We start from the raw sequence: 26,939 nt of genomic DNA, 5'->3' as shown, positions 1-26,939 counted from the left end.
CAAAAATAGGTGAGATTCCTTTTAAAGGTATTTTTGACGCTACCATTATTTCTGTTTGATCATTTTTAACGAAAACCCTCCAAGGATGATGATCAGCAGTCCCATGATTGCCCAAAGCCAGATTTTATTTTCAAATAATGGGGATGTAGTCTTTGCTTTGGTTTTTTGGATCATCGTTTCGTCACCTAGTTCTAAGGTGGTCAGTGTTGTGGGAATATTTTCTTTGAATTTCTGAATATCATAGGTAGGAAGCCGTGCTTCTGCATTTCCGTAGGTTAAAAAATAGGTCGCAGGTTCTGTAAAACGTGCAATGAGTTCGTGCGCATATCCTTTGATTTGAATATCATCATATTCCAGCGGTTGATTGTCTTGATTATGGATGACTATTTTGAGTTTTTTGATGACTCTACTCCTTGCTTTGAATTCGTTTTTACCTAAAGAATTCAGTACGCCAGACGTGAGGGTACGGTAGTTATAAATCCATCCTTTTTCTGTTTTTATACTATCTGTAAGGTATTTGATAGTGACAGGCCTATAGTAATCATAGGAAGCTTTTGGATTCATTTTTAGGTGACTCACAGGAACGGCGTATTGTAAGTCGATGCTGATTTCGGTTTGCCGGGCTTGCTTGTTTTCTTCTGTTTGAATTGATTTTATCTTGTAGTCGTTGAAGTTACCTTCTATGATATGTTGCTGTGAGATACTCACTTTTTTTAGTTCAGGCTCCGATTCGGCGTTGATGCGCAGTTTGAAATAGCGGTATTTTGCATCAGGAAAAGTGAGTGTACTGAATTGAAAATTAGTTGAAGTATTTTTTATAGAGACGATTCGGTAATCATCTGTGATGGTAAACCATTCTTGTTGGTCTTGGCTTCCTTCTAGTCTGACTTTCCAATCAAAGTTTTGTTGTCCAAAATCCAAATCTATTTGATTGATAGGAGCCGTTGACGGAATTTCAAAGGTGTAAAAATAGCCTTCGTTATTACGAGAAGTATTTAAGGTATTGAATGTAATTTCTTTAGTAGTTACCTGATCTTTGGTTTTTTGAAGAATATAAGGCGCTTCAATGGTATCATTCTCTTTTGTAATGCCGTAGAGTCTAATGTCGGTTAGCTTTCGCGAAAGCGTACCAAACATCGTTTCCGGTATAACGACTTTGTGCCACGAGTCGCTGATTCCTTTTAACTCACGTGCATAGGTATAGTCTTGCATCTGCCCATAAGAATAGAAAGAAGCTAGTAATCCTATTCCTATACTTAAGTTAGTCTGTAGTTTCATTAGCGATACTGCTTTTATATTTGTTATATAAAAATGAAATGATAAGTAATAAAACGCCTAAGGAAACAAAGACGATGGTTTTTGAAATGGTGTTGAGGTGTGAGATATCATACACAAACAGTTTGATGAGTGTAATCCCAAATAATACAATGGCACCTATACGTAGGTATTGTTTCTTTTTCCAAATGCCTAACCCGATGAGTAAAAGTGCATACACCCCCCAAAGAATGCTAAGTCCTAATTTATAGGATTGCTCTGATGCGCCCATATCCATCCAATGAATGAGTTCGCTACTTAGTGTCCAAAGTATGGTAATATGAAGCAGTATTTCAAATAGGATATGAAGTTTTTTATTTATAAACTCTTGTCGTGTAAGTTGATAACACAAGAAAATAGCGAGTGCTGCAAATACAAATGAAATATAGCGTATGCCGATGTAAAAGAAACCTCTATTATAATATTCTGATAATGATTGATCTAAATACGTTTCGCGGAGTTCACTTAATTCATAGAGTCCACGGACTAAAAAGCCAAAAATCATCAGTGTTAGTAACACAAGGCTGACGTAGGTCAAGTAGTTATTTTTAATCTTTTTAAGATTCATAAAAGCCAGTAGTGAGAAAAATAACAAGGAATAATTGACCAACCAGACTGCTTTAAAATTTTGTAGGCTATAGTTATAATCGCTATTTATATAGGTAGAAACATCTGCATTTTTAGAAATACTAGAATTATTATACAGCTGATCCCAGTAGGCTGAGATTTCTAAACGAATTGCAAAATAACTAATAAAGATAAGTGCCGCAGGAATTAAGAATGAGATGATTTTAGTAAGCCCACTTTGTTCGCCAAATGCAGAGATGTACTTTTTAGTATTGTTGATAAACTGTATCGCACCAAAGGCAGTGATCACTAATAAAGATGTTAGAAAATGAATGTTGAATACTGTAGTCAATTGCACTTGGTCATAACCATAATAATACAAGTTATAGGCATCTGTCCAATCCTGTAACAAGCTAAAAAATGCGATAATCATCACTATATAGGATAGCTTTTCATAGACCGTAATCTTTTTTGTTCTTCCAATCCAAAAGAGGAGTACGGCTTCTGCTGCCCATAATAAGGTCACCCAATTACCATCTAGTTGTACAGGAATGGTTATCGTGATAAATACGAGTACCAAACCAGCTACCAAGTAGAATAGGTTTTTATCGGCTAATTTTTTACGGTAAATGATAACACTTACCACAAAATGCACAATGGCATTGCAAAGTGTAAAAAGTCCTACGAGGTCTTTGCCTGTTTCGTGTTCACTTAAAATTGCATATCCTAATCCGTAGAATATAAAAGAATTGATAAGAAGTAACACAATATTTTCAATCCCAAACTTTTCATTTTTAATGAGTTTGTAGGCTAAAAAGGTGAGATAAAAAATGACAAAGAAGATCGTAAGAAACGTAAATGCTAGACTAAAATGTAAGTCGGTTTGGAATTCGGCAACATACCAAACTAAGAAAATGATCCACGTTAATCCAAAAGATGAATAGTAGAGTGGTTTCCAATATTTTTTGAAAGAAATAATTAAAATTCCCACATTGATAATCGCCATATAACTCAACAATACCACTACCTTCCCAGAGCCATCACTCAATAAAAACGGAATTGCATACGCGCCGACTAAACCTATATGCGCAATAATTTGCTTGTCATAGTTGATGGCAGCGATGACACTAAAGATGGTAAACACCACCATAAGCGCAAACGCCATGGTCTGCGGAATGAGTTCATAAAAGTTATATGCCGAAAATGTGATGAAATATAGAATAGCAATCGCACCACTTACGAGTACCGCACTATAGTTTTCGTATTTTTTCTTGAGTTTGATGCCAAATCCTAAGAGACCTATTCCAGCAAGGTATCCTAAAATAATTCTTGTGAGCGGACTCACTAATTCGTTCTCGATAGAGTATTTTGTACCTAAGGCAACACCAATCACGGTAATGGCAATTCCTATTTTGTTGATTAAGTTTTCACCTATAAACTTTTCGAGTTCATTCTTGGTTTTTGGTTTTTTTCTAGTAGGAGGTGTGGCAGTTGGTTTTGGGGTATGTTCTATTTTTTGTTCTTCAAATGAGTCTTTCGCTACAGGAGTAGGGGAAACTACTTCTGCTTCTTTTACAGTTTCAAAAATTGGCGGTGTTGTCGCCTCTTCTTTTGAAGAGTTTTCTTTTACAGCATCGACTTTTGGTTCAGCATCTTGTACTTTTTGTATTTCATTGCGTAACAAGGTAATATCGTTAGCGATAGACTCTTGTTTCTTTAATAACCTTTCTACGGCACTAAAAAGCTGATTGATCTTATGCTGATTTTCTGTCATGGTGTAGGTGTAATGAAGTGCTCATAGATTGAATTGTGTTTTCAAAAAGGGACACGTTTTTAGATGAGTTCATTCATTTAGTTTACTAATCGATTACTATACAAAGATTAAATATAACTCAAATTATTGTAGTTGTTTATTTAAGAACAATATGATGTATACATCGAAAGATTTCCCGTTAAAAATACACCACAAAATAATAACGTGTGATTTTGTGATGTATTTAAATTATAGTTGATTGCCAACTTCGCAGCAAGTCGAGTGTATCGAAATCACGTCATCATTTATACAAAGAAATAGAAATGGAAAACTTTAATTATTTTATTTTCCAACACTATGAATTGATAATCATTGTCCGTTCGAGCGCAGTCGAGAACTGTTTTTTCTTCTTTAAAAACCTTTCACCACATTTAGTTACCTAGATAATCCGTCGTCATTTGCATTCACAAGGATATAAACGGAAAGTTATTCCTTTTTTATGCTCCGCATTTTACAAAAAAGCAATAACAACCACCCTTTCACCAGATACTAACTTCCAAGATAATCCGTCGTCATTTGCACAAACTAAATAGAAACGGAAAGTTTAATAAATTACGTAAAGAAAAATTACGCAATTTATTAAACAACCACCCTTTCACCACTTTTAACTTCCAAGATAATCCGTCGTCATTTGCACAAACGTCTTCACACCTAATAACAATCCGCTTTCGTCAATGTAGAAATCAGGAGTATGGTGCGGTGCTGCGTTGGTATCTCCGGGTGTTTTACCACCTAAGAAGAAATATACTCCAGGCACTTCTTTCTGAAAGAATGAGAAATCCTCAGCGCCCGTAATGGCTTTGATGAGTTTTACATTCTCTTTTCCAGCGGCTTTTTCCATCGACGGAAGCATTTGTGCTGTGAGATCCAAATGGTTATAGGTAATAGGATAGCCTTTTGAAATATCAACGGTCGCCTCGGCGCGATATGCCGCTGCAATCGCAGGGACCATTTCTTGCATACGTTTGTTGATCATGGCTTGCATATCATAATCTAGCGTACGGAGCGTTCCTATAATTTGTGCGCTTTCAGGAATGATATTACTACGCACACCCGCATTGATTTTTCCTATCGAAAGTACCGCTGCTTCTTGCGTCAGTGGGGATTCTCGTGAAATAATTGTTTGGAGTCCGTCTATGATTTTGACAGATGCCATAATGGGATCGATACTCGTCCACGGGGTCGAACCGTGACTTTGTTTTCCTTTGACGTTGATTTCAAAACTTTGAGAAGCCGCCATAATTCCGCCAGCTTTATACGCAATTGTACCAATGTCTTGTCCTGCACCGATGTGTAATCCAAAAATAGCGTCGACATCAGGGTTTTTCAGCACCCCTTCTTTCACCATGAGTTCGGCGCCACCTTCTTCTCCCGGAGGTGCTCCCTCTTCGGCAGGTTGGAAGATAAACTTGACCGTTCCTGCAAAGTCGTTGTTTTTTGCGAGTACTTCGGCAACGCCCATTAAAATAGCAATATGTGTGTCGTGACCGCAGGCATGCATCACAGGCACTTCATTCCCGCGATACGTTCCTTTAGCGGTTGATTTAAAGGGTAAGTCCACACGTTCTTCGACAGGTAATGCGTCAATATCGGCACGCAAAGCGACTACTTTTCCGTCACGTTTTCCTTTTAAGATTCCTACGACGCCTGTTTTGGCAACACCTGTTTGCACCTCAATCCCTAAGGATTTTAAGTGCGCTGCGATTTTTTCGGCGGTTTTGAATTCGCGATTTCCTAGTTCTGGATTTTGGTGAAAATCCCTACGCCACTCAATGACTTTAGATTCTACTGCCTTAATTTCTTTTTCTAATGATTGCGCTTTCGCGAAAGCGGACACAAGAATCATCCCACTTAAAAGGAGTGCTTTTGTATATTTCATAGGTATGGTTTGAAGTAAATAACAAATTGATTTGACTGAAAAATACGAATTAATTGAGGGAATTTATGGAAGTAAGGAACTGTTTTGTTGATATAGTCAGTTAATCAGCCATTTGATAGGCTTCTTTTAACCACCCGATAAGTTGATCATCTATCTCATCACTATGAGATACCTTGACACGATGCGTACACATCGTACCAAAAGGTCCTGAATTTTCAAGACGCTCTGTGGTTGGAGTGTCTTTTAATTTTAAGCCCAAATCAATACGAGTTTTGGTTGCTGGTTTGATTAAAGCAAATTGCTTTTTTCTAATGATACTCACCGTGGTTTTTTTAGGAGTAATAATTACATCATTTCCAAAACCTTTAACGACCGTAAGTAATTGTTTGTAGATAGGAAGTAGGTTTTCTTTTCCTTTGTATTGAGCTTCCACAAGATCAGCAGGGGAGTTGTCTTCTTCTTTTGATAAAGCGACAATGGTATTTGCAAAGCCATGCGTGACTCGATGTTCTTTCTTTAGAAAGTTGACAGCTTCAGAGTGTTTACTGAACGAAGTTGTTTTGAGAAGCGCTTTCCATTGCGCTAATGATTTACCTGTCTTTTCAGGCATATTATCAATCATGCTTTGTAGGGCTTTGTCGATCTTGTCCATAGGGAGTTCGTTTTCTATTTCAAGGTACATAAATATTTTAAAATAGTATTTTCATTCTAATAATCAATACGCATCTGGTAGCAGAAGTGGTACGGAAAGTTTTATAAATTACGCAATTTATAAAACAACCACCCGCTCCAAAAGGAACAACTTACTTCCCATTCAAGTAGTCTATTGACATTTGGCGACAAGAGTGGCACGGAAAGTTTTCTATTTTTTATGCTACGCAAATTATAAAAAATAGAAAACAACCACCCGCTCCATTAAGAAGCTATTTATTTCCCATTCAAATAATCAATACTCATCTGACTTAACGCTTTGACACCTAATTGGAAGCCAGATTCGTCGATAAAGAAATCGGGGGTGTGATGCGGAAATACTTCTGTATTTCCTGGTGTCATTCCCCCTAAGAAGAAATAGAAACCAGGCACTTTTTCTTGAAAAAAGGAGAAATCTTCTCCGCCTGTTACGGCTTTCTGTAATTGAATATTTTCAGTACCGCCTACCTTTTGAAGGGTTGGAAGCATTTGTGCAGTCAGATCAAGATCATTGAAAGTTACCACTGTCATATTTTGCCATTCGATGGTGGCTTCGCCTCCGTACGCTTTGGCGATGTCTCGTGCCATTTCGTTCATACGTCTGATGATTTTAGTTCGCATATCAGGATCTAATGTGCGCACGGTACCAATCAGCTCTGCGCTTTCAGGAATGATGTTAAAACGTAGCCCAGATGTGATTTTTCCAATGGTAATTACCGCAGCTTCGTCGGTTAATTTACTTTCTCTCGAAATAATACTCTGAAACCCATCAATGATTTTCGCCGAAATATAAATCGGATCCACCCCAGACCACGGCTGACTCCCATGGGTTTGTTTTCCTTTAACATTCACCACAAAACGCTCTGTGGCTGCCATCGTTCCGCCAGGTTTGTAACGGATCGTATTGACGGGTGTACCACTATTAATATGCAATCCGAAGATGGCATCTACTTTAGGGTTTTCCAGTACCCCTTCTTTCACCATCAACTTAGCACCACCTTCTTCTCCCGGTGGTGGACCTTCTTCAGAGGGTTGGAAAATGAATTTTACCGTTCCGTTGATTTTATCTTTGTTCTTGGCAAGAACTTCTGCAACGCCCATTAAAATAGCCGTATGTGTATCATGCCCACAAGCGTGCATCACACCTGTTTCTGCACCTAGAAATGTGGTTTTTACTTCTGATTTGAAAGATAAGTCATTACGTTCCGTCACCGGAAGCGCATCAATATCGGCACGAAGGGCGATGACTTTTCCAGGTTTGTTTCCTTTTAGAATGCCGACAACCCCTGTTTTGGCAACCCCTGTTTGGACTTCGATGCCTAAAGAACGAAGATGATTAGCAATTTTCTCTGCGGTTTTGAATTCGCGATTTCCCAATTCAGGATTTTCGTGAAAATCACGACGCCATTCAATGACTTTATCTTTGACAGCTTCAATGTCTGCGTCAAAACTGGTTTGTGCAAATGTAGTTCCTACCATTAGTAGGAGTAGTGGGAATATGTGTTTTTTCATAATTCTAATTTTCATTCCCGCTCTTCAATTATCGCACTTCGACAAGCTCAGTGTGACACTCTGAATAAACTCTGGCGGGAGTCTCATTAAATGTTATCGAGAATAGTATCGAGTATTATCATGTATTTTAAAAGTACTAAAAAGCAATCAGTCGAAACCCTTCCCCTTGCGACTGAATCAAAATCGTCATCGCCGAAAGTGCGGTTTGGGTCAGTGGTAAACGACGATCTTCGGTAATATTTCGAGCGCCCGCCGTTTGACCACATAAAATAATATCGACACCTGCTTTATCAATCGCTTCGAGTAATTTAATGTTCGGGTTATCAACGCCAAATTTTTCTTTATACGCTTCATTGGTCAGTAATCCATAGGATGCCTGTCCGTGCATTGCCATACGTACGTGCAGATTTTTTACAGGAACGCCAGCGCTTTCGTGCATATTCAGAAAACGTGCAATGGTTTCGATATACGGATTTCGCACACTGGGATCTTCGGGTGCTTTGGAGACATCAAAAACGGCTTTAAACACCAAATCGGTATCTGTTTTAAAATCAGGATTGGGGGTTTTATAGGTTTTTCCAAACTCAGGAATTACATTTCCAGATTGGGCTACAGGTTGTTGTGGGTACGCTTTCGCGAAAGCGAATAAACAAAAAATAAATACTAGTGGTTTCATACGTTTTTTCTTCTCTGTGAAGATACTTTATAATTTGTTGAAATCGAAATTGAAATTTGTAGGATGCTGGATGTTTTGTCTGGTGTGGGAAGCATTTTTGAGAGAAGAGAAAAAAGATGAAAGAAAAGAGACTGGGTGTGGGAAGTTTTTTTGAGATTTGTTTTTTTGGAATTTGGAAGTTGCTGAATGCTGGATGTTTTGTTTGAAGAGTTGCGTCCTTTCGACAGAGCGAGGTTTGAGTGACGAGAAATCACATAACAGTATGCAAACGTAGCATGGAGCTTCTTGTGTGATCTCTCGACTACGCTCGAGATGACTGATTAATTTGATTTCGCGAAAGCGGAAACTATAATAATATATTTCACAAATAGAATGGTCTTCTTTTTTTCATTAGAGTGAATCAGAAAACATCAAGTTAACAAACAAGACTTTTGAGGTTTGTTTTTTGTTATTTGAGATTTCTCCTTTTTAATTAGTCTATATTCTATGCTCCATATTCTTTTTTTAATCCTGTTGAAAAATCAGTATAAAAACGCTAAGGATTGGTTTTAAAATTGGGCTTCATATCGTACTTTGCGGATAGCTATGGATTCTAAACTAGAAGTATATATTGAGGGCTTAAATGAAGCTCAACGAGCGCCTACTTTACATAAAGATGGGGCACTTATTGTGATTGCGGGAGCGGGATCTGGAAAGACACGTGTGCTTACCATGCGGATTGCGTATTTGATGAGTCAAGGGGTTGATGCCTTTAATATTTTGTCTCTGACGTTTACCAATAAGGCAGCGCGTGAGATGAAAAAACGAATTTCAAGTATTGTAGGAAGTAGCGAAGCCAAAAACTTGTGGATGGGAACCTTCCATTCCATTTTTGCTAAAATCCTCCGCTTTGAAGCTGATAAGCTTGGATTCCCCTCTAATTTCACGATTTATGATACGCAAGATTCGCAACGCTTAATCAGTTCAATTATTAAAGAATTGCAACTTGATAAAGATATTTATAAGTACAAACAGGTACAAAACCGAATTTCTTCTTTTAAGAATAGTTTGATTACGGTTCGTGCCTATTTTAATGATCCCGATTTGGTGGAAGCAGATGCGATGGCAAAACGGCCGCGGATGGGTGAGATTTACAAAGAGTACGTAGACCGCTGTTTTAAAGCAGGCGCGATGGATTTTGATGATCTGTTGTTACGTACTAACGAACTTTTAAATCGGTTTCCAGAGGTATTGGCAAAATATCAAAATCGTTTTCAGTATATCTTGGTGGATGAGTACCAAGATACCAACCACAGTCAGTATTTGATTGTTAAAGCGCTTTCTGATCGGTTTCAGAATATTTGTGTGGTAGGAGATGACTCTCAGAGTATTTATGCTTTTAGAGGAGCAAATATTAATAATATTCTCAACTTCCAAAAGGATTATGACAATGTAGCGATGTATCGTTTGGAGCAGAATTATCGGTCTACGAAGAATATTGTAGAGGCGGCAAATTCTGTGATCGAAAAAAATAAAACCCGACTGGATAAAACGGTTTGGACGTCTAATGATGATGGCGGCCAGATTGTAGTCCACAGATCTCCTACTGATGGGGAAGAGGGGCGTTATGTAGCGTCAAGTATTTTTGAAAATAGAATGAATCACCAATTAATGAATGGTGATTTTGCAATTTTGTATCGTACCAACGCACAATCGCGTGCGATGGAAGACGCGTTGCGTAAACGCGATATCCCGTATCGGATTTATGGCGGACTATCTTTTTATCAACGTAAAGAGATTAAGGATGTACTTTCGTATTTGCGTTTGATAATTAATCCCAAGGATGAAGAAGCGTTGAAGCGTGTGGTCAATTATCCTGCACGTGGGATTGGCGGTACGACCATCGATAAACTCATCGTCGCTGCCAAGCATTATGGGCGTTCTATTTTTGAGGTGATGGAAAAGATAGAACAGTTAGGTGGCTCCATGAATATCAACCGTGGGACGCAAACCAAGTTGGCAAATTTTGTTACCATGATCAAAAGCTTTCAAATCTTTAATGAAGGAAGTGATGCTTTTGAGGTAGCTGAATTGGTTGCTAAAAAGACAGGCTTACTACAAGAACTCAAAAAAGACGGAACTCCAGAAGGAGTGGCACGTATAGAAAATATAGAAGAGCTTTTGAATGGAATGCGTGATTTTGTGGAAGAGCAAAAACAACTTGCCGATACCACAGGATCATTAGCCGAGTTTATGGAAGATGTAGCGCTCGCTACTGATATGGATAATGATAAAGGCGATGAAGATCGCGTTGCGTTAATGACCATTCATTTAGCCAAAGGATTGGAATTTCCATTTGTGTATATCGTCGGGATGGAGGAAGATTTGTTTCCAAGTGCGATGAGTATGAATACACGTAGCGAACTCGAAGAAGAACGGCGTCTTTTTTACGTGGCATTGACCCGAGCTGAAAAGCAAGCCTATCTTACCTATGCAGAGTCTCGGTATCGATGGGGAAAACTAGTAGAAGCAGAGCCTAGTCGGTTTATAGAAGAGATTGATGATGCGTATTTAGATTATCAAACGCCTATGCAAACGTATCGCTATAAGCCTTTAATGGATACCGATATTTTTGGCGATGTAGATAAGAGTAAATTACGTTTAAAAAAACCTGTCAGCGGCGCTCCGCCAAGCGTAGGAACGCCTACAGGAGATCAGTTGCGTAAATTGCGTAAGATCAAACCTACGGATGCTTCTGATGTGTCAGGATCTAGCGTAGTGGGTGCTTTAGAAAAAGGTGCTATTGTAGAGCACATTCGGTTTGGACGTGGTATTGTAGAAGGTCTAGAAGGAAAAGGAATGGATCAAAAAGCCGAAATCAACTTTGAAAACGGTGGCTTAAAAAAACTACTATTACGTTTTGCCAAACTTAAGATTATTGAATAATAGGGATCGGGAGATAAGTTTCGATATATTGACTTGATTTTAGTGCTAGATCTAAGTTGCTTTCCTCACTCCAGTCATTTCCATGTCCGCCTTGATATACGGTAAATAGGTGAGGTACATTGACTGTATTTAATCGACTGTCTAATCGTGTTCCGTTGGTAAGGGGTACTAGCGGGTCTTGATTCCCGTAAAAGAGTAGGGTAGGACTACTGTTATCAGTTGCTACCAATGCAGGACTATTTACAAATGCATAATCGGTACCTGATGGATACTGATTTTCATCTACAAAAAAGTCTAAGGCTAGCGCAAAGTCAGGATCATCTGCATAAAAAGGATCTGTAAAATCACTAGGACCTACAATATTAATCACAAATTTTACTTGGTCATTCATATCGTATACATAATCATACATCATTGCCAGATGCGCTCCAGCACTCACGCCGATCATTCCAAATTCGGGTAGTATTTGTAATTCTTCGCTTTGTGCTGTAACCTGATTAATGATGGAACGTATATCAAAATATTGATTTGGAAACGCAGGTGTATTTGGGAATGATGCTAATACATAATTGACATTCACAATCGCGTGATCTGGATGAAACGTTTGTATAAAAGCAACCGATGCTGCCATATCACTTTTGTCTCCAGAAGTCCAGCCACCGCCGTGTATCAGTACAATTACTTTTGTGGTCTCAGTTGTTCTTCCTTCAGGCAAATAGAGATCATACACTTGTTGCGAATTATCACCATAAGAAACATTTGTCAAGACTGCTGCTTCTAAGGAAGCATCAATAATGACGGTAGTATCATCTGTTAGGATCTGATCATCTGAAGATGAACAGCTAGAAAAGAGTATAGAAAAACTAATTGTAATTAAAAGGATTTGCAAATATTTCATAGCTAGTTTTTTAGTATAACGTTGGGATGGATGCTTTACGTATGTTTCGTAGAGACGATTTCTATCCTTCATCAATTAGTGTACCTCTTTTTAGTGAGAAAATATAAAATATATTTTTTAAGATGTTTTATACGCTTTCGCGAAAGTAATTATCTGTGAATTTTTCAGTTTTCCTTTAGGTTTGAGATGAAAATTGAAAATTTCAACTATTTTCTACAGTATCTGTTTCATAATGAAGAACACGTATTATGTATTTTTTATGATACTTTATACGCTTTCGCGAAAGCGTACCACTTTTTTCATAACTTTACTTGATGGTTATATGTCATTTGAAAATCGAACATAATTGAGCAATCCAAAAATTAAAATAAGATCACTCAAAGTATCCGATACATCACAATTAGCGAAACTTGCTAATAATAGAAAAGTGTGGAATAATTTAAGAGATTATATACCTAATCCTTACGATAAAACTGATGCAGAATTTTTTATAACCCTAACCAATAACGAAAATCCTAAACAAAGTTTTGGAATTGAATACCAAGGAGAAATTTGCGGAGTCATTGGATTAGTGCTACAAGAAGATGTTTATAAAAAATCAGCAGAAATTGGATATTGGTTAGGAGAACCTTATTGGGGAAAAGGAATTGCAACAGAAGCGGTAGCATTAATAACTACGTATGGATTTGAAGAACTTAACCTCGTTAGAATTTATTCGGGTGTATTTGAATTCAATGTGGCTTCTATGAAAGTACTTGAGAAAAATGGATATGAAAAAGAAGGTGTATTCAAAAAAGCAATTTTTAAGAATGATCAAATTTGTGACGAACATAGATATTTCAAATTAAAAAAATAAAATAGAATAGTACTGTAAGTCATTGCTTATCCAAGCAACTGACTTATAGTAAATAACGTTACCTAGCTATATGGCAGAATTCATTAAAATATATGAAGAGAATCCTAATCCGAAGGATATAGAGCGTATTGTTTCTATTGTACGAGATGGAGGTTTAATTATCTATCCTAGTGATACGGTGTATGCTTTAGGGTGTGATATCACAAATAACCGAGCTTTAGAACGCGTGGCAAAAATTAAAGGCGTCAAACTTGCGAAGGCAAACTTTTCTTTTGTGTGCAAAGATTTAAGCAATCTTTCTGATTATGTAAAACAAATAGATACCGCTACGTTTAAGCTTCTAAAAAGAGCGTTGCCAGGCCCGTACACATTTATACTACCCGGAAATAACAATTTACCTACCGTTTTTAAAAAGAAAAAAGAAGTGGGCATCCGAGTTCCTGATAACTTAATTACTAGTACCATTATTGACGTTTTAGGAAATCCGATTGTATCTACCTCTATTTATGATGAAGATGAGGTGATAGAATATATGACCGACCCTGAACTTATTTATGAGAAATGGGGACATCTTGTGGATGTGGTTGTAGATGGTGGTTATGGTGACAATGTACCGTCTACAGTGATTGATCTTACAGGAGCAGAGCCTATCTTGATACGAGAAGGAAAAGGGAGTTTAGAAATATAAATCCTTCATTTTTAAACATAGAAAAAGCCTCTAAAAAGAGGCTCTTAACTAAATCTAATAAAGATTTGGGGTAAATACACTAGCTTACGACTAGTATATGACTGTAATTTATTTATCGCTGATAGCAACTACTGCTACCGAATTGAATTTGTTGTTTTGGTATGCAAGTTCTTGAAGTTCCAACGTATTAATTACTTCTGGAAATTCTCCAGAAAAATTATTGTCAAAAATACTTAGCCTTTTAAGCGAATTTAAAGAAGCAATACCTACAGGTAACTCTCCTTCAAATTGGTTGCTACTAATTTGTATATCTAGTAATTTTTCAAGATTCTCAATAGATGATGGAAGCTGACCTCCAAAGTTGTTGCTATATAAACTTAATCTTTTAAGATTTGTTAAATTACCTAAGTCTTGTGGTAACGTTCCCGTTAAATTATTAAAGAATAAATCCAAATACTCTAAACTAGCAAGGTTTGTTAGCCTAGAAGGAAGTGAACCTTCTAATTTATTAAAAGAGATGTTTAACACTTTTAATCCTGTAATAGCGGTTATAGATTCAGGAATCGTTCCTTCTATATTATTTTTATGAAGATTTAAAACCTTAAGGTTGGTTAGGTTTCCAATACTTTCGGGTAGTGTACCTGTTAAGTTATTATCAGTAAGTGTTAATGCAATGACTTTATCATTAACAACAACAACACCTTTCCAGGATTTTGGAGATTGTTGTAAATCCCAAGAATTTGTCCAAGAGTCACCATTTGTTTGTGAGTAAAGGTCAACTAAAGCTTGTTTTTCAGCGTTAGAAATTTGAGCAAAAGAACTGAAAGAAATAAATAGCGCTAAGGCTAGAGGAGTAAAAATTTTCATATTGGTTGCTTGATTTGGGTGGTACTAATTTAATTAGAATCTTAAAGCCAACGATGAAGGGATTGATTTTTTCGATCAAATACTCGATATTTTAACATTTACAACAGAATTTTGTGTAGTTCATCGATTCGTCGATAATTTTAATTATCTTTTTTATCGATGAACTACACAATTGTGTAGGCAAGGAGCGCAAATTTGCTTCTTTTTTATAAATTTTGAAATTGCGTATTGGAACTATTGGCATCAAAAAAAAGAGCTACCTTAAAAAGGCAGCTCTCTATGTTATATAATAGATGTATTTTTAATTAAAATCGATATCCAAAAGAAATGCCTCCTCTAAAGAATCCTTCGGGTGAGAAGCGATCATCACCTCCTAGGTAACGACCCCCTCCTAAAGATAATTCTATAACAAAACCATTTCGACTCACCCATTTCTGACCTATAGCAACTCCTACTCCAAACTTATTCCAAGTGCCTCTTTCTGATTCATCAAGTCCATCTTCTCCAAATAGAAAATCTCCATTTTCTCCAGTTGCATATTGTAATAGACCTTCGGCAAAAAAGCCTCTAGCTCCATAGTCTTTTTTATTAAAGAAATATTGTCTGTAGTAAGGTGTAAATGCAAATTCTTGTCTAAAATCAGAATCTTCATCCTGAAAATTAATATTGATACTCGCTCCGACTCCTGAATATTTACTCAGAACGTATTCATAACTAATATCTAAAGCGGGTAAAGCAAGACTTTCTAGAACATCTATACGAAACTCATGTTTTTTGTTATTGATCTCATTAAGATTTACAGGTTGATCATCTGCATCTTCTTGTGCAAAAGCAATAGTAGTAATAGCTAAGAATAAAAATGTGATCTTGTTTTTCATAAGGATTGTTGTTAGTGATAGTATTCTAAAAATGTACTTTTTTAAACACATCTACTATCTTTTAGTATTGTAGTTTTAATTAATATATTCTATAGAGTCAAAGATTGTAAAAAGGTTGCTTCTTATAGCTATAGCTTAACCTAAGATTAACATGATTTTATAAAGTAAGCGCTGTTTTAAACAGTATTCCTTTATAACTAATATATTGACTTAATAGTATAATTTAACAAAGCAGTCTTTTAAGACTGCTTTGTTAAATTATATAGAATAGGGATATTATTGTTCTCTCTGAGCCGTAATCTCAGCAATCTTTACAATCACTTCTACAGCCCGCATCATACTTTCTACAGGCACATACTCATAGCGTCCATGAAAATTATGACCGCCAGCAAAGATATTGGGACAAGGTAATCCCATAAAAGAAAGTTGAGATCCATCAGTACCTCCGCGAATAGGTTTTATAAGCGGTCGGATACCAAGCGCCTTCATGGCTTCTTCAGCAATATCTACAATATGCATGACAGGTTCTACTTTTTCTCGCATATTGAAATATTGATCTTTCATCGTTACAGTGACTAGTTCCTTTTCTAGTTGTTCATTAAGTTCGTTAGCCAATTGTACCATCATTGCCTTACGTGCTTCAAAATGGTTTTTATCGTGATCTCTTATAATGTATTCTAGTTTTGTGCTATCTACACCACCTTCGATACTATACAAATGAAAGAACCCTTCACGACCTTCTGTATGTTCGGGGGTTTCAAATCTGGGTAATGAGTTGATATAATCTGTTGCGATATACATACTATTGACCATCTTTCCCTTAGCATAGCCTGGGTGTACAATTTTACCTTCTATGGTCACGACGGCACCTGCCGCATTAAAGTTCTCATATTCTAGCTCACCTATCTGACTTCCGTCCATGGTGTATGCCCAGTCAGCGCCAAATTTTTCTACATCAAATTTATGCGCCCCACGACCAATCTCTTCATCAGGAGTAAAGCCAACGCGTATAGTTCCGTGTTTAATTTCTGGATGCGCCAATAGGTATTGCATCGCTTCCATAATTTCTGTAATCCCCGCTTTATCATCGGCGCCTAATAAAGTAGTTCCGTCTGTTGTGATAATAGTTTGTCCTTTGTATTGGAGAAGATCATCAAAATAATCTGGAGATAATATGATATTTTGCTCCTTATTAAGAACAATATTACCACCGTCATAATTTTCTATAATTTGAGGTTTTACATCTTTTCCTGTAAAATCAGGCGTCGTATCAAAGTGTGATACAAAACCAATCGTTGGCACTTTGTGAGCCACATTAGAAGGAAGTGTAGCCATGATATAGGCATTCTCATCTATAGTAACATCTGTCATCCCCATAGCTTCTAATTCACCCGCCAACTTACGCGCCAGATCCCATTGCTTTTCAGAACTAGGCGTGGTATCACTATTCGGATCACTTTCCGTATCTATCGTTACATAACTTACAAAACGATCTATCAATGCTTGTTTATCAATCATACTATTTTCATTTCCGCGAAGGCGGAAATCTCATCCCGCTTTCTTATTTATATTATTTTTCTAAAACAAGTTCCAAATCTCAAATCACAAAAAGAACTTTCCACTTCCCTCATCTAGCATCCAGTCTCTTTTCCTTCATCTCTTCTCTCTTTTCAAAAAAAAATCCAACTCCCAACTATGTTCTCTCTTTTCCACGCTTTCGCGAAAGCGATCTCATTCTTTTCCATCTTCTTCCTCTACCGTATAAAAATTAACAAAAGCCTCATATACTGCTTTATGCAAAATATTGGAATGATCTTGTCCATTAAAATAGGTAAAACTTGATGTAATCTGCCGATCTTCTTTCAAAGCACCTATCAAGCTAAATGCAGCACTTTCCATGTATGGACCTTCTTTTCCCACCGCCACATATACTTTTGTAGGCGATGTGATTGGTGCGCGTTCTTTAGGCAGTAATGAGTTGTCATCCCACCATAAACTTGGGCTCACGATAATATAATTAGAGAAAAGCGTGGGTTGTTTCCAAAGAATTTCGGTAGCGAGTAATCCACCTAAGGATTGTCCAATTAAAGTACGTTCTTCTGTCACGCGATACGTATTTGCGACGTAGGATTGTAACTCTTTTTCCAAAAACGAAATAAAGGCTGCCGAACCTCCTGTGGTAGGAAAATCTTCCTTGTCTTTTGTATTGGTAGTTGGGTAGGTAAAATCTCGTTTTCGATCTACGTTGCTGATTCCTATTACAATAGACTCGGGAAGCATATCAATCCATGGGAAATTTCCAAATTGTACGATTCCCGCGATATGTATAAAATCCTCGTCTTTGCTACCATCCAATAAATAGATCACTGGATAGGAAGCTTCCTTTTTTTTATCATAAGAAAGTGGTAGGTATACGTTTATGGTTCTGTTTTCTTCAAGTTCGCTGGAATAAAAAGTACGGGTTTCGCCTATCGTAAAAGGTACTGTTTTTAGGGTGGCGATGGTTTCGTTTTGTTGTGCTATACTGAACGTATATAGAGAGAGGAATAGGAATAAGAAACCGTATATTTTTTTCATAAATGTCATTGATTTTTTTTCCGCTTTCGCGAAAGCATAAAATTACCTATTTTCAATTACTTTTGCACTCAAGATCTCAAACGATTATGTACAAACTTCTTGTCCGACCTATTCTTTTTTTATTTGACCCCGAAAAAGTGCACCATTTCACCTTTTCTCTGATTCGGAATATGGTCAAATTGGGCTTTGGCGGACTCTTTCGAAGCTTGTGGCAGGTCAAAGATAAAAGACTAGAACGTGAGATATTTGGGTTGAAATTCAAGAATCCTGTTGGACTTGCGGCAGGTTTTGATAAAGACGCCAAGTTGTATAAAGAACTGGATGATGTAGGTTTTGGTTTTATAGAAATTGGTACTGTGACTCCCAAAGCACAAGTTGGAAATCCTAAAAAAAGATTGTTCCGATTAAAAAGCGATCAAGGAATTATTAACCGAATGGGCTTTAATAATGGTGGTGTTGATGCCGCAGTAGAACGTCTTAAGTCGAATAGAAATGTATTGATAGGCGGGAATATTGGTAAAAACACAGACACCAAACCAGAAGATTATACAGCGGATTACCTAACATGTTTTCACGCACTGCATCCGTATGTAGATTATTTTGTACTGAATGTGAGTTGTCCAAATGTGTCGAGTCACGCAAAACTGAACGATAAGGATTATCTCATAGAGTTGATCCAAGCGGTACAAAAAGCAAACAAAACATACAAAGTACAACGCCCAATCGTGTTAAAAATCGCACCCGATTTAAACGATCAGCAATTAGATGAGATTGTAGATTTAGTAAAAGAAACCAACTTAGATGGTGTGATTGCTAGTAATACGTCTGTGTCTAGAGACGGATTAAAAGCGTCTAAAGAACGCTTAGATGAAATAGGAAACGGCGGCCTCAGTGGCAAACCGATCACTGGCAAGTCTACACGTGTGATTCGGTATTTATCAGAAAAGAGTAACAAGTCCTTCCCAATTATTGGTGTGGGTGGTATTCACTCTGTACAAGATGCATTGGACAAACTAGATGCAGGTGCGAGTCTTATTCAGTTATATACAGGGTTTATTTATGAAGGTCCAAGCTTGATTACCGATATTAATAAAGCGCTTTTAAAACGTGAGGTTCATTCTTCTTAAGCATCTAGATCACTATGCGTAATTCTCATAAAGTTCTTTTAGCTTCCGTGATGGTATTGCTTTTTTCTTTAAAACCAGACCTAGCTACTTTTATCCCACAAATTGTAAAAGTTGGTATTGCGGGTGTCTTATTGCTCTTAGGGCTTTATTTGGTGTGGAAAGAGCGTCAGTGGTAATTAGCGTTCCTAGTATTTTATAATAACCATATTTTTAATTCTAGTATTTGAGTTACCTTTTTTCTGCGTAGCTAAATTTTTCAAATCTTTTTGGTAATTCGTTGGTTACGGTTAATTTGTTTGAGGTAAGATTCGGTTTGATTTTGATGACTTTAGTGTTCCCATCAATAAGCACATCATGCGAACTTCTCATATTGACAAGATCTAGATGTAACACGTCAAATAAATATTTTCCATCATTAAGGTTAATAATTACATATTCACTCGGTCGAATCTGACCTAATGGTTTATTGTCTATCCAAATGTTTAATCTGGCTGTATTATCCATTTTATGCAAAATATCGGCTCCATTATAGATTAATACGGTCCCATTTCCTAAGTTCTCAAGTTCCACTTTTTCTAAATCCGTTTTTATAAAAGTAAATTCAGAAGTGATAGGCTTTAAAGCACAAGAAGTGAGTAATAGTGTTACTGCAAATAGAAGGATGTATTTATAGTTCATTGAATAAAGTGGATTTTGTAGTGTTTGGTTTTATATTTTTAGCTTATGCTTACTCCTGCTTTTGTAAAAATATCTTGTAATTCTTTTTTAATCGGAAATGGTTTTAATGGCGGAACATTTGCCCCTCCAGAATTTCCAACAGGAATTTTTCCAACAAAAGATTTTACTCCCCCAAAAATCAGTCGTGGAATTTGTCCGATGATTTCTTTTCTGTTTTTAGTTTTACATCCGAATTGTAACATTTTCCAATGTACATAGGTGTGAGCGTAGGGATACTTTTGACCTATAATGTGTGCTCTTTCTAAATGATTCCACGCATTTCTTAAATTCCCATGCGAGTATTCAATTCGGTATTTTTCCAATTCTGATGTGTAATAGGGCTTTAATCCTTTTGGAATCGAAGTGTAAAATTTCATATTAATGAGTTAGACTTTAAATTTAATGCTATTTCTGTAATATAGATACTGAATGCTATTTTATCAATATCGATTCATATAGTCCTATCGGAGTAAAAAATCTAAGTACCATTAATTTTAATACATCACACATTAAAAATAACCATACTAAAGTGTCATATTTATACACCTCCTGTAACTAACATAGTAGAGACAAGAATTCATTATGAGAAAAGAACGTGAAACTATATTTCTTACTGCCTTAGAAGAAAATCAGGAAAAACTATTCCGAATTTGCTCGATCTATTCAAAAGATCATGAAGACGCCAAAGATCTTTTTCAAGAGGTTTTGGTTCATGTGTGGCGATCGATAGCGACATTTAAAGGTAAAAAGTGGGGTAAGAATGGGATTTTTGTCAGGATTTCATAAAATCACTTTTTATAAGCTCATATACGTGTATCTAAACGTTTTTAAAAGTACACATCCATACGAGATGCCATAAAAAAAGCCTCGAAAGAGAGGCTTTGCATGAGTCGTTTTTATCAGAATTATGGGGTTGTGCAACGGTTACCGGTGTTGGCAACTAGCTATTTATAATTCAGTATTTCTATTGTCTTATCAATCCATTCATAGGGTTTAATAGTTTTATCAAAATAATAATCAGGTTGTATTCCTTTTTCGTCAATTATCATTTCAGGGATTCTGTAACTTTTTGACAAACCATACCATAATTCAAATTCTTTTGATGGTGAACTAACATAGTACATATTTGAAATATCTAATACACCTGCTGTAGTGGTTCCAACAAGTTTTACTTTTTTACTTTGTTTTGCTTCTAATAGAAATTGTTCTGTAGTACTCCCACAATTTCCATTTATCAAAATTGCTACTTTCTTTGGATTTGGATAGACATTTTTAAGCGTATCAATACTTACAATACTTTCATCTAAGTTCACAAATTCTCCAATATGCTTGTTCAGTTTATTTAAACTTTCTTTTGCCCATTTTTTATCATCATCTGACCAGTCTGGATCATTCATAAAATCAACCATTCGTTTATTGTTTAATTCTGTTGATAAATATGCTACACCAATTCCTCTTATTGGGTTTGTGTATAAATAAGGCTTTATTTCTTCATAACTATAATCTGATCCACCACCATTATATCTTACATCGATAATTAAATTCTCTGTACTCTTTATTAAATTATCATTGCTGTTTAGTAGACTATCAATATATTTTTTATTTGAATAGTTAAATGATGGAATTCTCAATAACACGGTATTATCAGATACTTTTTCAATAAAAGGTTTGTTGGAATATATTGAGTTCAAGTATCGTTCAACTTTTTCATTCGTTATTATTTTTGGTAAAATTCTTCTCAAAGAAATATTACTTGGGTTAGCATATAGGTCATTACCAGATCCAGCAAGCACATAATTTTTTCCGTAAAATTCAAACCTTTCAAAATCAATTGGTGAGTGGTCACCCATGTAATACCTTATAGAAAGTTTCCCATCTTTTGCTTTGAAAATCTCTAGTTTAACTTGATTTTTCAACCAATAAGGATTTTCAGAGTCAACTATGAATCCAACGTATTCTCTGTTAGGATTTAAGTTGTCCTTGATTATTCCAATTTTATAAGGTCCCGAAGCCCAAAGACCTTCAAAACCTGAGTTGTTTCCAAGCTTATCTACGTAGTTGTCAAACTCTTGTTTCTCTATTTCAAATTGTTCAGAATTTTTATATTTCTCTATGATTTCTTTGTCCGATGGTCCAGTTTGCTCAATTGCATTCTGACTTTGTGCTATTAACTGAACATTCAGATGACCTTCTCTAAAAAACTCCGTCCAATCATTTAATAATGTATGGCACTCATTTAAGTCCGATATTTTTGAGGCTTTTTTAGTATAAAGTGTATTATGTGTTGCATAAGAATTTTCTCCTTTTATGTCAATAACATATTGAAATCCTGCATCATTTTTTTCAAATGTTTCAGTGAGCCATTTTAGGTTTGAAGAGCAGTCACAAGTTTGTGAAAATCCATAATACGATAGTTGAATTAAAACTATAAGGATAATTATTTTTTTCATTTTTAGATGGTTTTTGGTTTTTTACCTAATTCAATGAGTAATGATCTAGAAAACTACTTGCCCTTCAATATATCTCGTATAATCTTAAGGTGATGTTCAGTATGAATAGTAAGAAACATAATGGTCTCGTCTCTATTCATAGTCCCAAGAATAGGATGATTAAAGTGCTTCTTTTCTGCAAGCATAGGCAACTTTTCGACTTTAGCAAGCGCTTCATCATAATGCATTCGTAACGTATTGATAGTTAAGTTTTCTGCTGGTCTTACGGACTCTGGCGCAGTAACTTTTCCTCTAGGTAGCGTATTAGAAGTAAAGACATAATCACGTGTCTTATTGGATTCCGCTTTATAGTTACTTTCATCAGAATACTCGAGCGCTTTATATAACTGATTTACCATTAAATAAATGTGATCCATATGCCACGCAACAGCAGCTTCTGAAACTTCAAGGTTTTTTGTATCCCGTACAGGAATATAGGATGCCACCTCATTAAGTTTTACTTTGAGATTAGAATTTCTTTTTTCTGATTCCATACTTGCAGCGCTGCTTAATAATAAGATTCCTGCCATTAAGATTAAGATGCTGTGAATACGATTTTTCATAAGTCTATATTTTAAAAATTATTTAGCCCAAAAATAGTCTTGAAATCAGTACGTTATAAAAAAATGGGATGGGTGTGCCACTTTTGTGATGAACGGGAAGGCTATTAAAAGTCAGCCTTTGAAAATGATCTAGAAACAGGAATAAGTGTAGCAACCTTATCTAGTTGTATTGTGAGTGACCTTGCATTGCCGTCAATAGCCATTATATGTTTTGTGTTAATAAGGTAAGAGCGATGACATCGTTTTATTTGAGAATGATTTTCTAACTGTATTTCGAGCTGTTTTAAAGAAAGTCTAATTAGCTTTCGCGAAAGCGTACTATCCTCCAAATAAAATATCGTTACATAATTCCCTTCTGATTGTGCATATACAAAATCTGATAATTGCATTACAATAGGCGATGCTTTTACATTTTCTTCTTGTATTTGTACTGTAATCGTTTCCTCTACCGCTGCGATCGGTAATCGATTAGAAAGCAATTGTGCTCTTTCGATATTGCGTTTTGAAAGGGTGCGCTCTTTAAAAAAGATTAAACCTATGATAGGGAAAATTCCTATCGAAGTAGTGATTTTAAGAAAAATAATAAAGTTTTGATATAAATCAATATCGCGCCACCAATTATAATTGTGCAGGGAATTAAAAGCGCTTATGATCAAGATGCAACAAAATTGTAATAGAATTTCCTTTGCTATGGTCCATTTTTCTGGGCGAAAAAAATCTCTAAATAGTTTAGGAAGAATAAAATAAGTAGCAGCCACACCAAGAAAAACGGAAACCCCAAAACCCGCCAAGAATACATATTTGTAAGCTATTGACTGTGCTGCGCCGAAAGGTTGAAAAACAATCAAAAACACAAAAACAAAAAGACCTGATAATAAGGCAAATAACCACTTGTATTTAGCTTTTTGTAATAATGGATATGGTGAGTTGAGCCACTGCATAAGGAATTACTATATTTTAGTCTGATTTCAATTTGTATTTTATTTGAGATTGTTTTTTTGGCTTGTTGCTAACAACAATATAATAGCAATTGCTATTATATACTATGTATGCACTACAAATCTAACGGATTTTTAATTGATTAAAAATTAAAGCAATCATAAGTTCTACTAAACTAGAAGCTTACTTTGTAAATTGTAAAATTATATTCCTTTCAATAGCTCATAAATTATCTAGACAATTATTTACTTATTTTTACTGAAATATACCTTATGAAACTTTGTAGCCCATGCTAGAATCCATGCTTGCCTTTTTGGGAGCGACAGCCATACTAGCGTTTTCTCCTGGACCTGATAATATCTATGTGCTGACGCAAAGTGTGGTAAACGGTTGTGCTTCTGGGTTGTCGACTACGGCTGGGCTGATCTCAGGTTGCATTGTTCATACCACGCTGGTTGCTTTTGGTGTTTCGGCGATTATTGCCACGTCACCTACTATATTTTTTATTATCAAAGTATTCGGTGCTGCCTACCTTTTGTTTCTTGCCTATAAAGTATTTAAGAGTGACGCTAAGGTTTCTCTCACAGACGGTGCTCCAAAAAAGAGTCATTGGAGTTTATTCAAACAAGGTGTCCTGATGAATATTCTTAATCCAAAAGTCACCATCTTTTTTCTTGCGTTCTTTCCCGGGTTTTTATGGGAACCAGAAGGCAATACCGTGTTTCAGTTTTATGTTTTAGGGATTTTATTTATGATAGAATCGTTTATTATTTTCGGCGGAATCGCCGTTTTGGCGGGAAGTATCTCGGGATATCTTAAAAAAAGCAATCAAATTGGTAATATTCTTAAATGGTTACAGATTATTGTTTTTATTGGGATCGCGGTTTTCATTTTAATTTAGCTTTCGTACTTCAACGTTGTTCAGCATAAACTTCTTCGTCACGTTGTTCCTTAAAAGCGTAATTAGCCCTATTTTTACATAGTGAATACAAAGGTAAAAATCATAGAATGTCCTCGTGACGCAATGCAAGGAATTAAAGATTGGATTCCGACCGAAGCTAAAGTTCAGTATATTCAGTCCTTATTGCGTTGTGGTTTTGATACCATAGATGTAGGGAGTTTTGTGTCCCCAAAAGCGATCCCGCAAATGGTAGACTCCGCTGAAGTATTGCACAGCTTAGACCTTTCAAAAACGGAGAGTAAACTACTGACCATTGTTGCCAACGTACGTGGCGCAAGCGATGCGGTGACCCACAAGATGGTCGATTATCTGGGCTATCCATTTTCGATATCTGAAAATTTCCAGATGCGTAATACCCACAAAACCATTGCAGAATCTGTCGAGGTACTGAAAGAAATTTTAGACCTGGCACATAGCAATGACAAACAAGTGGTGGTGTATATTTCTATGGGATTTGGAAATCCGTACGGAGATCCGTGGAACGTGGATATAGTCGGGGAGTGGACCGAAAAGTTAAGTGCTTTGGGGGTAAAGATTATTTCCTTATCTGATACGGTGGGAACGTCTAATCCTGAAAATATTAACTATCTGTTTTCGAATCTTATTCCCAAATATCCAACCATAGAATTTGGTGCTCATTTACACACCACACCAACAACCTGGCATGAAAAAGTAGATGCCGCTTACAAAGCAGGATGTCGTCGTTTTGATGGCGCTATTCAAGGTTTTGGTGGCTGTCCGATGGCAAAAGATGAGCTCACAGGAAATATGCCGACAGAAAAATTAATCTCTTATTTTTCTTCTGTAAAAGCAAATGATAATGTCAATGCCATGTCTTTTGAAAGTAGCTATAACGAAGCCTTAAAAGTGTTTGAGAAGTATCATTAATAAAATTATTTACGTATAAAATGCGCTTTTGTGATAACCACTTCATTGACTTCATAAATCGCAATAAACTCCAACACATCAACTCCTTTACGACCTGTAATTTCTTCGTGATCGATGACTTTATTACCTAAGACAATTCGATGAATAAGCTTTGAAAATAGGGTAGGAGAGTTTTCAAATATTTCGCTGTAAGTCGCTCTTAGTTGCGCTTGTCCTTTTACAAAAGGTACTGTTTCAGAGAAAATATATAACTCGGCGTCAGGTGCGTGCATAGCGACAAAGGAATCTATATCTCTATTGTTGTAAGCATCTAGTTGTTTTTGGACAATGTGTTCTGGTGACATATATTATTTGTGATGAGGAATGCGTACTTTTTTACAAGATACCTGTTTTATTAAAAATAATATTTTATGAGATCAATCTCTATTTTATTAAGACCGCAACTCCTTCAATCGTTTTATGGCATTTTGATTGTCAGGATTTAATGAAAGTGATTTTTCAAAATACTGAATGGCATTTTTATAATCTCCCATAGATAGATAGCCTTCAGCCAAACTATCATAGAGATTTGCAGCGTTAGGATATAAGATCGTTGCAAACTCAAAAACCGCAATTCCTTCTTCAGACATGGAAGGATTAAAAATGAGTTGCAATCCAAGGGTATTTAAATTTCCTTCTGGAATCACTAAAGCAGGATGTTCTCTTTTTAGGTTTGTATAAAGCGGTAATAGATTTTTATATCCTTGTTGTTTTGCCTCGCTAAAAAAATGATAAAAATCAAGTGGGACTTTACTCGCTTTTTTAGAAGCTATAGAAATGAGTTGCTCTGAAATTTTGTTTTCCAGTGGCGTATTGTTTATAAACTCTAAAGAGGTTGGGTCATTTTTAAGATAAGCGTTCATAAAATGTAAACTATATGTCGCCGCTAGTCGATACGAAGCCATGATTTTTTGATCGCTTTTATCTTGTTTTGGATCTCGCTCTTCAAAAAGGACTCCCAACGTGCTAAAGTAGGAATGCGACAGATCATGCAAACGTATTTTATACGCATCACTCTCTATCAGTTCATCATAAAAAGTAAAATCTGTATTTAAGGATGACGGTATGTTCTCTTC

26 protein-coding genes are annotated in these 26,939 nt (G+C 36.2%); 8 read left to right on the top strand and 18 right to left on the bottom strand.

The genetic code is table 11. The features are described from left to right. Window positions 1–45: 45 nt before the first annotated feature. The 6 genes from Q0505_RS04455 to Q0505_RS04430 all read right to left on the bottom strand — a co-directional run bounded on the left by Q0505_RS04455 (window position 46) and on the right by Q0505_RS04430 (window position 8,451). Complete coding sequence (locus Q0505_RS04455; RefSeq protein WP_299209396.1) at window positions 46–1,278, bottom strand: DUF3999 family protein; 1,233 nt, start codon at window positions 1,276–1,278, stop codon at window positions 46–48. Further along, entirely contained in the window at window positions 1,262–3,655 is a 2,394-nt protein-coding gene (locus tag Q0505_RS04450) for a DUF2339 domain-containing protein (RefSeq protein ID WP_299209393.1), read from the bottom strand. The genes Q0505_RS04455 and Q0505_RS04450 overlap by 17 nt, the downstream gene beginning before the upstream one ends. A gap of 643 nt (window positions 3,656–4,298) precedes the next feature. Beyond that, window positions 4,299–5,573 carry an amidohydrolase gene (locus Q0505_RS04445; RefSeq protein WP_299209391.1) on the bottom strand — a complete coding sequence of 425 codons (1,275 nt, stop codon included), beginning with the start codon at window positions 5,571–5,573 and terminating at the stop codon, window positions 4,299–4,301. A gap of 100 nt (window positions 5,574–5,673) precedes the next feature. Then, complete coding sequence (locus tag Q0505_RS04440) at window positions 5,674–6,225, bottom strand: DUF4287 domain-containing protein (RefSeq protein ID WP_299209389.1); 552 nt, start codon at window positions 6,223–6,225, stop codon at window positions 5,674–5,676. Window positions 6,226–6,500: 275 nt separating this feature from the next. Beyond that, a complete protein-coding gene (locus tag Q0505_RS04435) occupies window positions 6,501–7,775 on the bottom strand; it encodes an amidohydrolase (RefSeq protein WP_299209387.1) in 1,275 nt (424 codons plus the stop codon). Window positions 7,776–7,911: 136 nt separating this feature from the next. Further along, window positions 7,912–8,451 (bottom strand): DsrE family protein, encoded by a 540-nt coding sequence (locus Q0505_RS04430; RefSeq protein WP_299209384.1) that lies wholly within the window; start codon window positions 8,449–8,451, stop codon window positions 7,912–7,914. 585 nt (window positions 8,452–9,036) lie between these two features. On the opposite strand from Q0505_RS04430, the gene Q0505_RS04425 reads away from it, so the two are divergent. Beyond that, entirely contained in the window at window positions 9,037–11,376 is a 2,340-nt protein-coding gene (locus tag Q0505_RS04425; protein WP_299209379.1) for a UvrD-helicase domain-containing protein, read from the top strand. On the opposite strand, the gene Q0505_RS04420 is transcribed toward Q0505_RS04425, so the two are convergent. Continuing rightward, window positions 11,366–12,346 carry an alpha/beta hydrolase gene (locus Q0505_RS04420; RefSeq protein WP_299209376.1) on the bottom strand — a complete coding sequence of 327 codons (981 nt, stop codon included), beginning with the start codon at window positions 12,344–12,346 and terminating at the stop codon, window positions 11,366–11,368. The genes Q0505_RS04425 and Q0505_RS04420 overlap by 11 nt on opposite strands. Window positions 12,347–12,620: 274 nt before the next feature. Here Q0505_RS04420 and Q0505_RS04415 point away from each other — a divergent pair, with 274 nt between their 5' ends. Both Q0505_RS04415 and Q0505_RS04410 read left to right on the top strand, forming a co-directional pair. After that, on the top strand, window positions 12,621–13,130 hold the full coding sequence (locus Q0505_RS04415) for a GNAT family protein (protein WP_299209373.1): 510 nt from the start codon (window positions 12,621–12,623) through the stop codon (window positions 13,128–13,130). A gap of 70 nt (window positions 13,131–13,200) precedes the next feature. Next, on the top strand, window positions 13,201–13,818 hold the full coding sequence (locus tag Q0505_RS04410) for an L-threonylcarbamoyladenylate synthase (protein ID WP_299209370.1): 618 nt from the start codon (window positions 13,201–13,203) through the stop codon (window positions 13,816–13,818). A 108-nt stretch (window positions 13,819–13,926) separates the two neighbouring features. Here the strand turns inward: Q0505_RS04410 and Q0505_RS04405 are convergent, their stop codons facing one another. The 4 genes from Q0505_RS04405 to Q0505_RS04390 form a co-directional block, all read right to left on the bottom strand. Beyond that, window positions 13,927–14,685 carry a Two component regulator three Y domain protein gene (locus Q0505_RS04405; RefSeq protein WP_299209367.1) on the bottom strand — a complete coding sequence of 253 codons (759 nt, stop codon included), beginning with the start codon at window positions 14,683–14,685 and terminating at the stop codon, window positions 13,927–13,929. 305 nt (window positions 14,686–14,990) lie between these two features. Continuing rightward, window positions 14,991–15,563, bottom strand: a complete 573-nt coding sequence (locus tag Q0505_RS04400; RefSeq protein WP_299209364.1) for a DUF3575 domain-containing protein — start codon at window positions 15,561–15,563, stop codon at window positions 14,991–14,993. Between the two features lie 276 nt (window positions 15,564–15,839). Further along, a complete protein-coding gene (gene pepT, locus Q0505_RS04395) occupies window positions 15,840–17,081 on the bottom strand; it encodes a peptidase T (protein ID WP_299209362.1) in 1,242 nt (413 codons plus the stop codon). A 213-nt stretch (window positions 17,082–17,294) separates the two neighbouring features. Next, entirely contained in the window at window positions 17,295–18,140 is an 846-nt protein-coding gene (locus Q0505_RS04390) for an alpha/beta hydrolase-fold protein (RefSeq protein ID WP_299209359.1), read from the bottom strand. Between the two features lie 86 nt (window positions 18,141–18,226). Between Q0505_RS04390 and Q0505_RS04385 the strand changes: the two genes are divergently transcribed. Both Q0505_RS04385 and Q0505_RS04380 read left to right on the top strand, forming a co-directional pair. After that, complete coding sequence (locus tag Q0505_RS04385) at window positions 18,227–19,267, top strand: quinone-dependent dihydroorotate dehydrogenase (protein ID WP_299209590.1); 1,041 nt, start codon at window positions 18,227–18,229, stop codon at window positions 19,265–19,267. Between the two features lie 14 nt (window positions 19,268–19,281). Next, window positions 19,282–19,443, top strand: a complete 162-nt coding sequence (locus Q0505_RS04380; RefSeq protein ID WP_299209356.1) for a hypothetical protein — start codon at window positions 19,282–19,284, stop codon at window positions 19,441–19,443. Between the two features lie 52 nt (window positions 19,444–19,495). On the opposite strand, the gene Q0505_RS04375 is transcribed toward Q0505_RS04380, so the two are convergent. Next, a complete protein-coding gene (locus Q0505_RS04375; protein ID WP_299209353.1) occupies window positions 19,496–19,945 on the bottom strand; it encodes a hypothetical protein in 450 nt (149 codons plus the stop codon). Window positions 19,946–19,983: 38 nt separating this feature from the next. Further along, the gene (locus Q0505_RS04370) at window positions 19,984–20,361 is read right to left on the bottom strand and encodes a DUF3703 domain-containing protein (RefSeq protein WP_299209350.1); all 378 of its coding nucleotides are present in this window, start codon (window positions 20,359–20,361) and stop codon (window positions 19,984–19,986) included. Window positions 20,362–20,566: 205 nt separating this feature from the next. On the opposite strand from Q0505_RS04370, the gene Q0505_RS04365 reads away from it, so the two are divergent. Further along, a complete protein-coding gene (locus tag Q0505_RS04365; protein WP_299209347.1) occupies window positions 20,567–20,770 on the top strand; it encodes a sigma factor in 204 nt (67 codons plus the stop codon). A gap of 158 nt (window positions 20,771–20,928) precedes the next feature. On the opposite strand, the gene Q0505_RS04360 is transcribed toward Q0505_RS04365, so the two are convergent. The 3 genes from Q0505_RS04360 to Q0505_RS04350 form a co-directional block, all read right to left on the bottom strand. Continuing rightward, window positions 20,929–22,434, bottom strand: a complete 1,506-nt coding sequence (locus Q0505_RS04360) for a S41 family peptidase (RefSeq protein ID WP_299209344.1) — start codon at window positions 22,432–22,434, stop codon at window positions 20,929–20,931. Window positions 22,435–22,487: 53 nt separating this feature from the next. Beyond that, a complete protein-coding gene (locus Q0505_RS04355; protein WP_299209341.1) occupies window positions 22,488–23,036 on the bottom strand; it encodes a hypothetical protein in 549 nt (182 codons plus the stop codon). Window positions 23,037–23,140: 104 nt separating this feature from the next. Continuing rightward, entirely contained in the window at window positions 23,141–23,977 is an 837-nt protein-coding gene (locus Q0505_RS04350; RefSeq protein WP_299209338.1) for a LytTR family DNA-binding domain-containing protein, read from the bottom strand. Window positions 23,978–24,264: 287 nt separating this feature from the next. On the opposite strand from Q0505_RS04350, the gene Q0505_RS04345 reads away from it, so the two are divergent. Both Q0505_RS04345 and Q0505_RS04340 read left to right on the top strand, forming a co-directional pair. Next, a complete protein-coding gene (locus Q0505_RS04345; RefSeq protein WP_299209336.1) occupies window positions 24,265–24,876 on the top strand; it encodes a LysE family translocator in 612 nt (203 codons plus the stop codon). Between the two features lie 81 nt (window positions 24,877–24,957). Beyond that, on the top strand, window positions 24,958–25,824 hold the full coding sequence (locus tag Q0505_RS04340; protein WP_299209333.1) for a hydroxymethylglutaryl-CoA lyase: 867 nt from the start codon (window positions 24,958–24,960) through the stop codon (window positions 25,822–25,824). A gap of 5 nt (window positions 25,825–25,829) precedes the next feature. Here the strand turns inward: Q0505_RS04340 and Q0505_RS04335 are convergent, their stop codons facing one another. Together Q0505_RS04335 and Q0505_RS04330 are read right to left on the bottom strand one after the other, a co-directional pair. Further along, window positions 25,830–26,168, bottom strand: a complete 339-nt coding sequence (locus Q0505_RS04335) for a nuclear transport factor 2 family protein (RefSeq protein ID WP_299209330.1) — start codon at window positions 26,166–26,168, stop codon at window positions 25,830–25,832. An 87-nt stretch (window positions 26,169–26,255) separates the two neighbouring features. Next, a partial coding sequence (locus Q0505_RS04330) for a tetratricopeptide repeat protein (RefSeq protein ID WP_299209327.1) occupies window positions 26,256–26,939 on the bottom strand: 684 nt, incomplete at its 5' end.

The sequence above is a fragment of the uncultured Dokdonia sp. genome (assembly GCF_937910895.1).
Classification (GTDB): domain Bacteria; phylum Bacteroidota; class Bacteroidia; order Flavobacteriales; family Flavobacteriaceae; genus Dokdonia.
The sequence above is the reverse complement of the archived record's forward strand: the minus strand, read 5'-3'. Positions and strand labels throughout refer to the sequence as shown.

Excerpts from the sequence above, each read along its gene's own strand:
- Q0505_RS04455 (WP_299209396.1), bottom strand. The coding sequence starts at position 1,278 with ATGAAACTACAGACTAACTTAAGTATAGGAATAGGATTACTAGCTTCT.
- Q0505_RS04450 (WP_299209393.1), bottom strand. The coding sequence starts at position 3,655 with ATGACAGAAAATCAGCATAAGATCAATCAGCTTTTTAGTGCCGTAGAA.
- Q0505_RS04445 (WP_299209391.1), bottom strand. The coding sequence starts at position 5,573 with ATGAAATATACAAAAGCACTCCTTTTAAGTGGGATGATTCTTGTGTCC.
- Q0505_RS04440 (WP_299209389.1), bottom strand. The coding sequence starts at position 6,225 with ATGGACAAGATCGACAAAGCCCTACAAAGCATGATTGATAATATGCCT.
- Q0505_RS04435 (WP_299209387.1), bottom strand. The coding sequence starts at position 7,775 with ATGAAAAAACACATATTCCCACTACTCCTACTAATGGTAGGAACTACA.
- Q0505_RS04430 (WP_299209384.1), bottom strand. The coding sequence starts at position 8,451 with ATGAAACCACTAGTATTTATTTTTTGTTTATTCGCTTTCGCGAAAGCG.
- Q0505_RS04425 (WP_299209379.1), top strand. The coding sequence starts at position 9,037 with ATGGATTCTAAACTAGAAGTATATATTGAGGGCTTAAATGAAGCTCAA.
- Q0505_RS04420 (WP_299209376.1), bottom strand. The coding sequence starts at position 12,346 with ATGAAGGATAGAAATCGTCTCTACGAAACATACGTAAAGCATCCATCC.
- Q0505_RS04410 (WP_299209370.1), top strand. The coding sequence starts at position 13,201 with ATGGCAGAATTCATTAAAATATATGAAGAGAATCCTAATCCGAAGGAT.
- Q0505_RS04405 (WP_299209367.1), bottom strand. The coding sequence starts at position 14,685 with ATGAAAATTTTTACTCCTCTAGCCTTAGCGCTATTTATTTCTTTCAGT.
- Q0505_RS04400 (WP_299209364.1), bottom strand. The coding sequence starts at position 15,563 with ATGAAAAACAAGATCACATTTTTATTCTTAGCTATTACTACTATTGCT.
- pepT (WP_299209362.1), bottom strand. The coding sequence starts at position 17,081 with ATGATTGATAAACAAGCATTGATAGATCGTTTTGTAAGTTATGTAACG.
- Q0505_RS04390 (WP_299209359.1), bottom strand. The coding sequence starts at position 18,140 with ATGAAAAAAATATACGGTTTCTTATTCCTATTCCTCTCTCTATATACG.
- Q0505_RS04385 (WP_299209590.1), top strand. The coding sequence starts at position 18,227 with ATGTACAAACTTCTTGTCCGACCTATTCTTTTTTTATTTGACCCCGAA.
- Q0505_RS04380 (WP_299209356.1), top strand. The coding sequence starts at position 19,282 with ATGCGTAATTCTCATAAAGTTCTTTTAGCTTCCGTGATGGTATTGCTT.
- Q0505_RS04375 (WP_299209353.1), bottom strand. The coding sequence starts at position 19,945 with ATGAACTATAAATACATCCTTCTATTTGCAGTAACACTATTACTCACT.
- Q0505_RS04370 (WP_299209350.1), bottom strand. The coding sequence starts at position 20,361 with ATGAAATTTTACACTTCGATTCCAAAAGGATTAAAGCCCTATTACACA.
- Q0505_RS04365 (WP_299209347.1), top strand. The coding sequence starts at position 20,567 with ATGAGAAAAGAACGTGAAACTATATTTCTTACTGCCTTAGAAGAAAAT.
- Q0505_RS04360 (WP_299209344.1), bottom strand. The coding sequence starts at position 22,434 with ATGAAAAAAATAATTATCCTTATAGTTTTAATTCAACTATCGTATTAT.
- Q0505_RS04355 (WP_299209341.1), bottom strand. The coding sequence starts at position 23,036 with ATGAAAAATCGTATTCACAGCATCTTAATCTTAATGGCAGGAATCTTA.
- Q0505_RS04350 (WP_299209338.1), bottom strand. The coding sequence starts at position 23,977 with ATGCAGTGGCTCAACTCACCATATCCATTATTACAAAAAGCTAAATAC.
- Q0505_RS04345 (WP_299209336.1), top strand. The coding sequence starts at position 24,265 with ATGCTAGAATCCATGCTTGCCTTTTTGGGAGCGACAGCCATACTAGCG.
- Q0505_RS04335 (WP_299209330.1), bottom strand. The coding sequence starts at position 26,168 with ATGTCACCAGAACACATTGTCCAAAAACAACTAGATGCTTACAACAAT.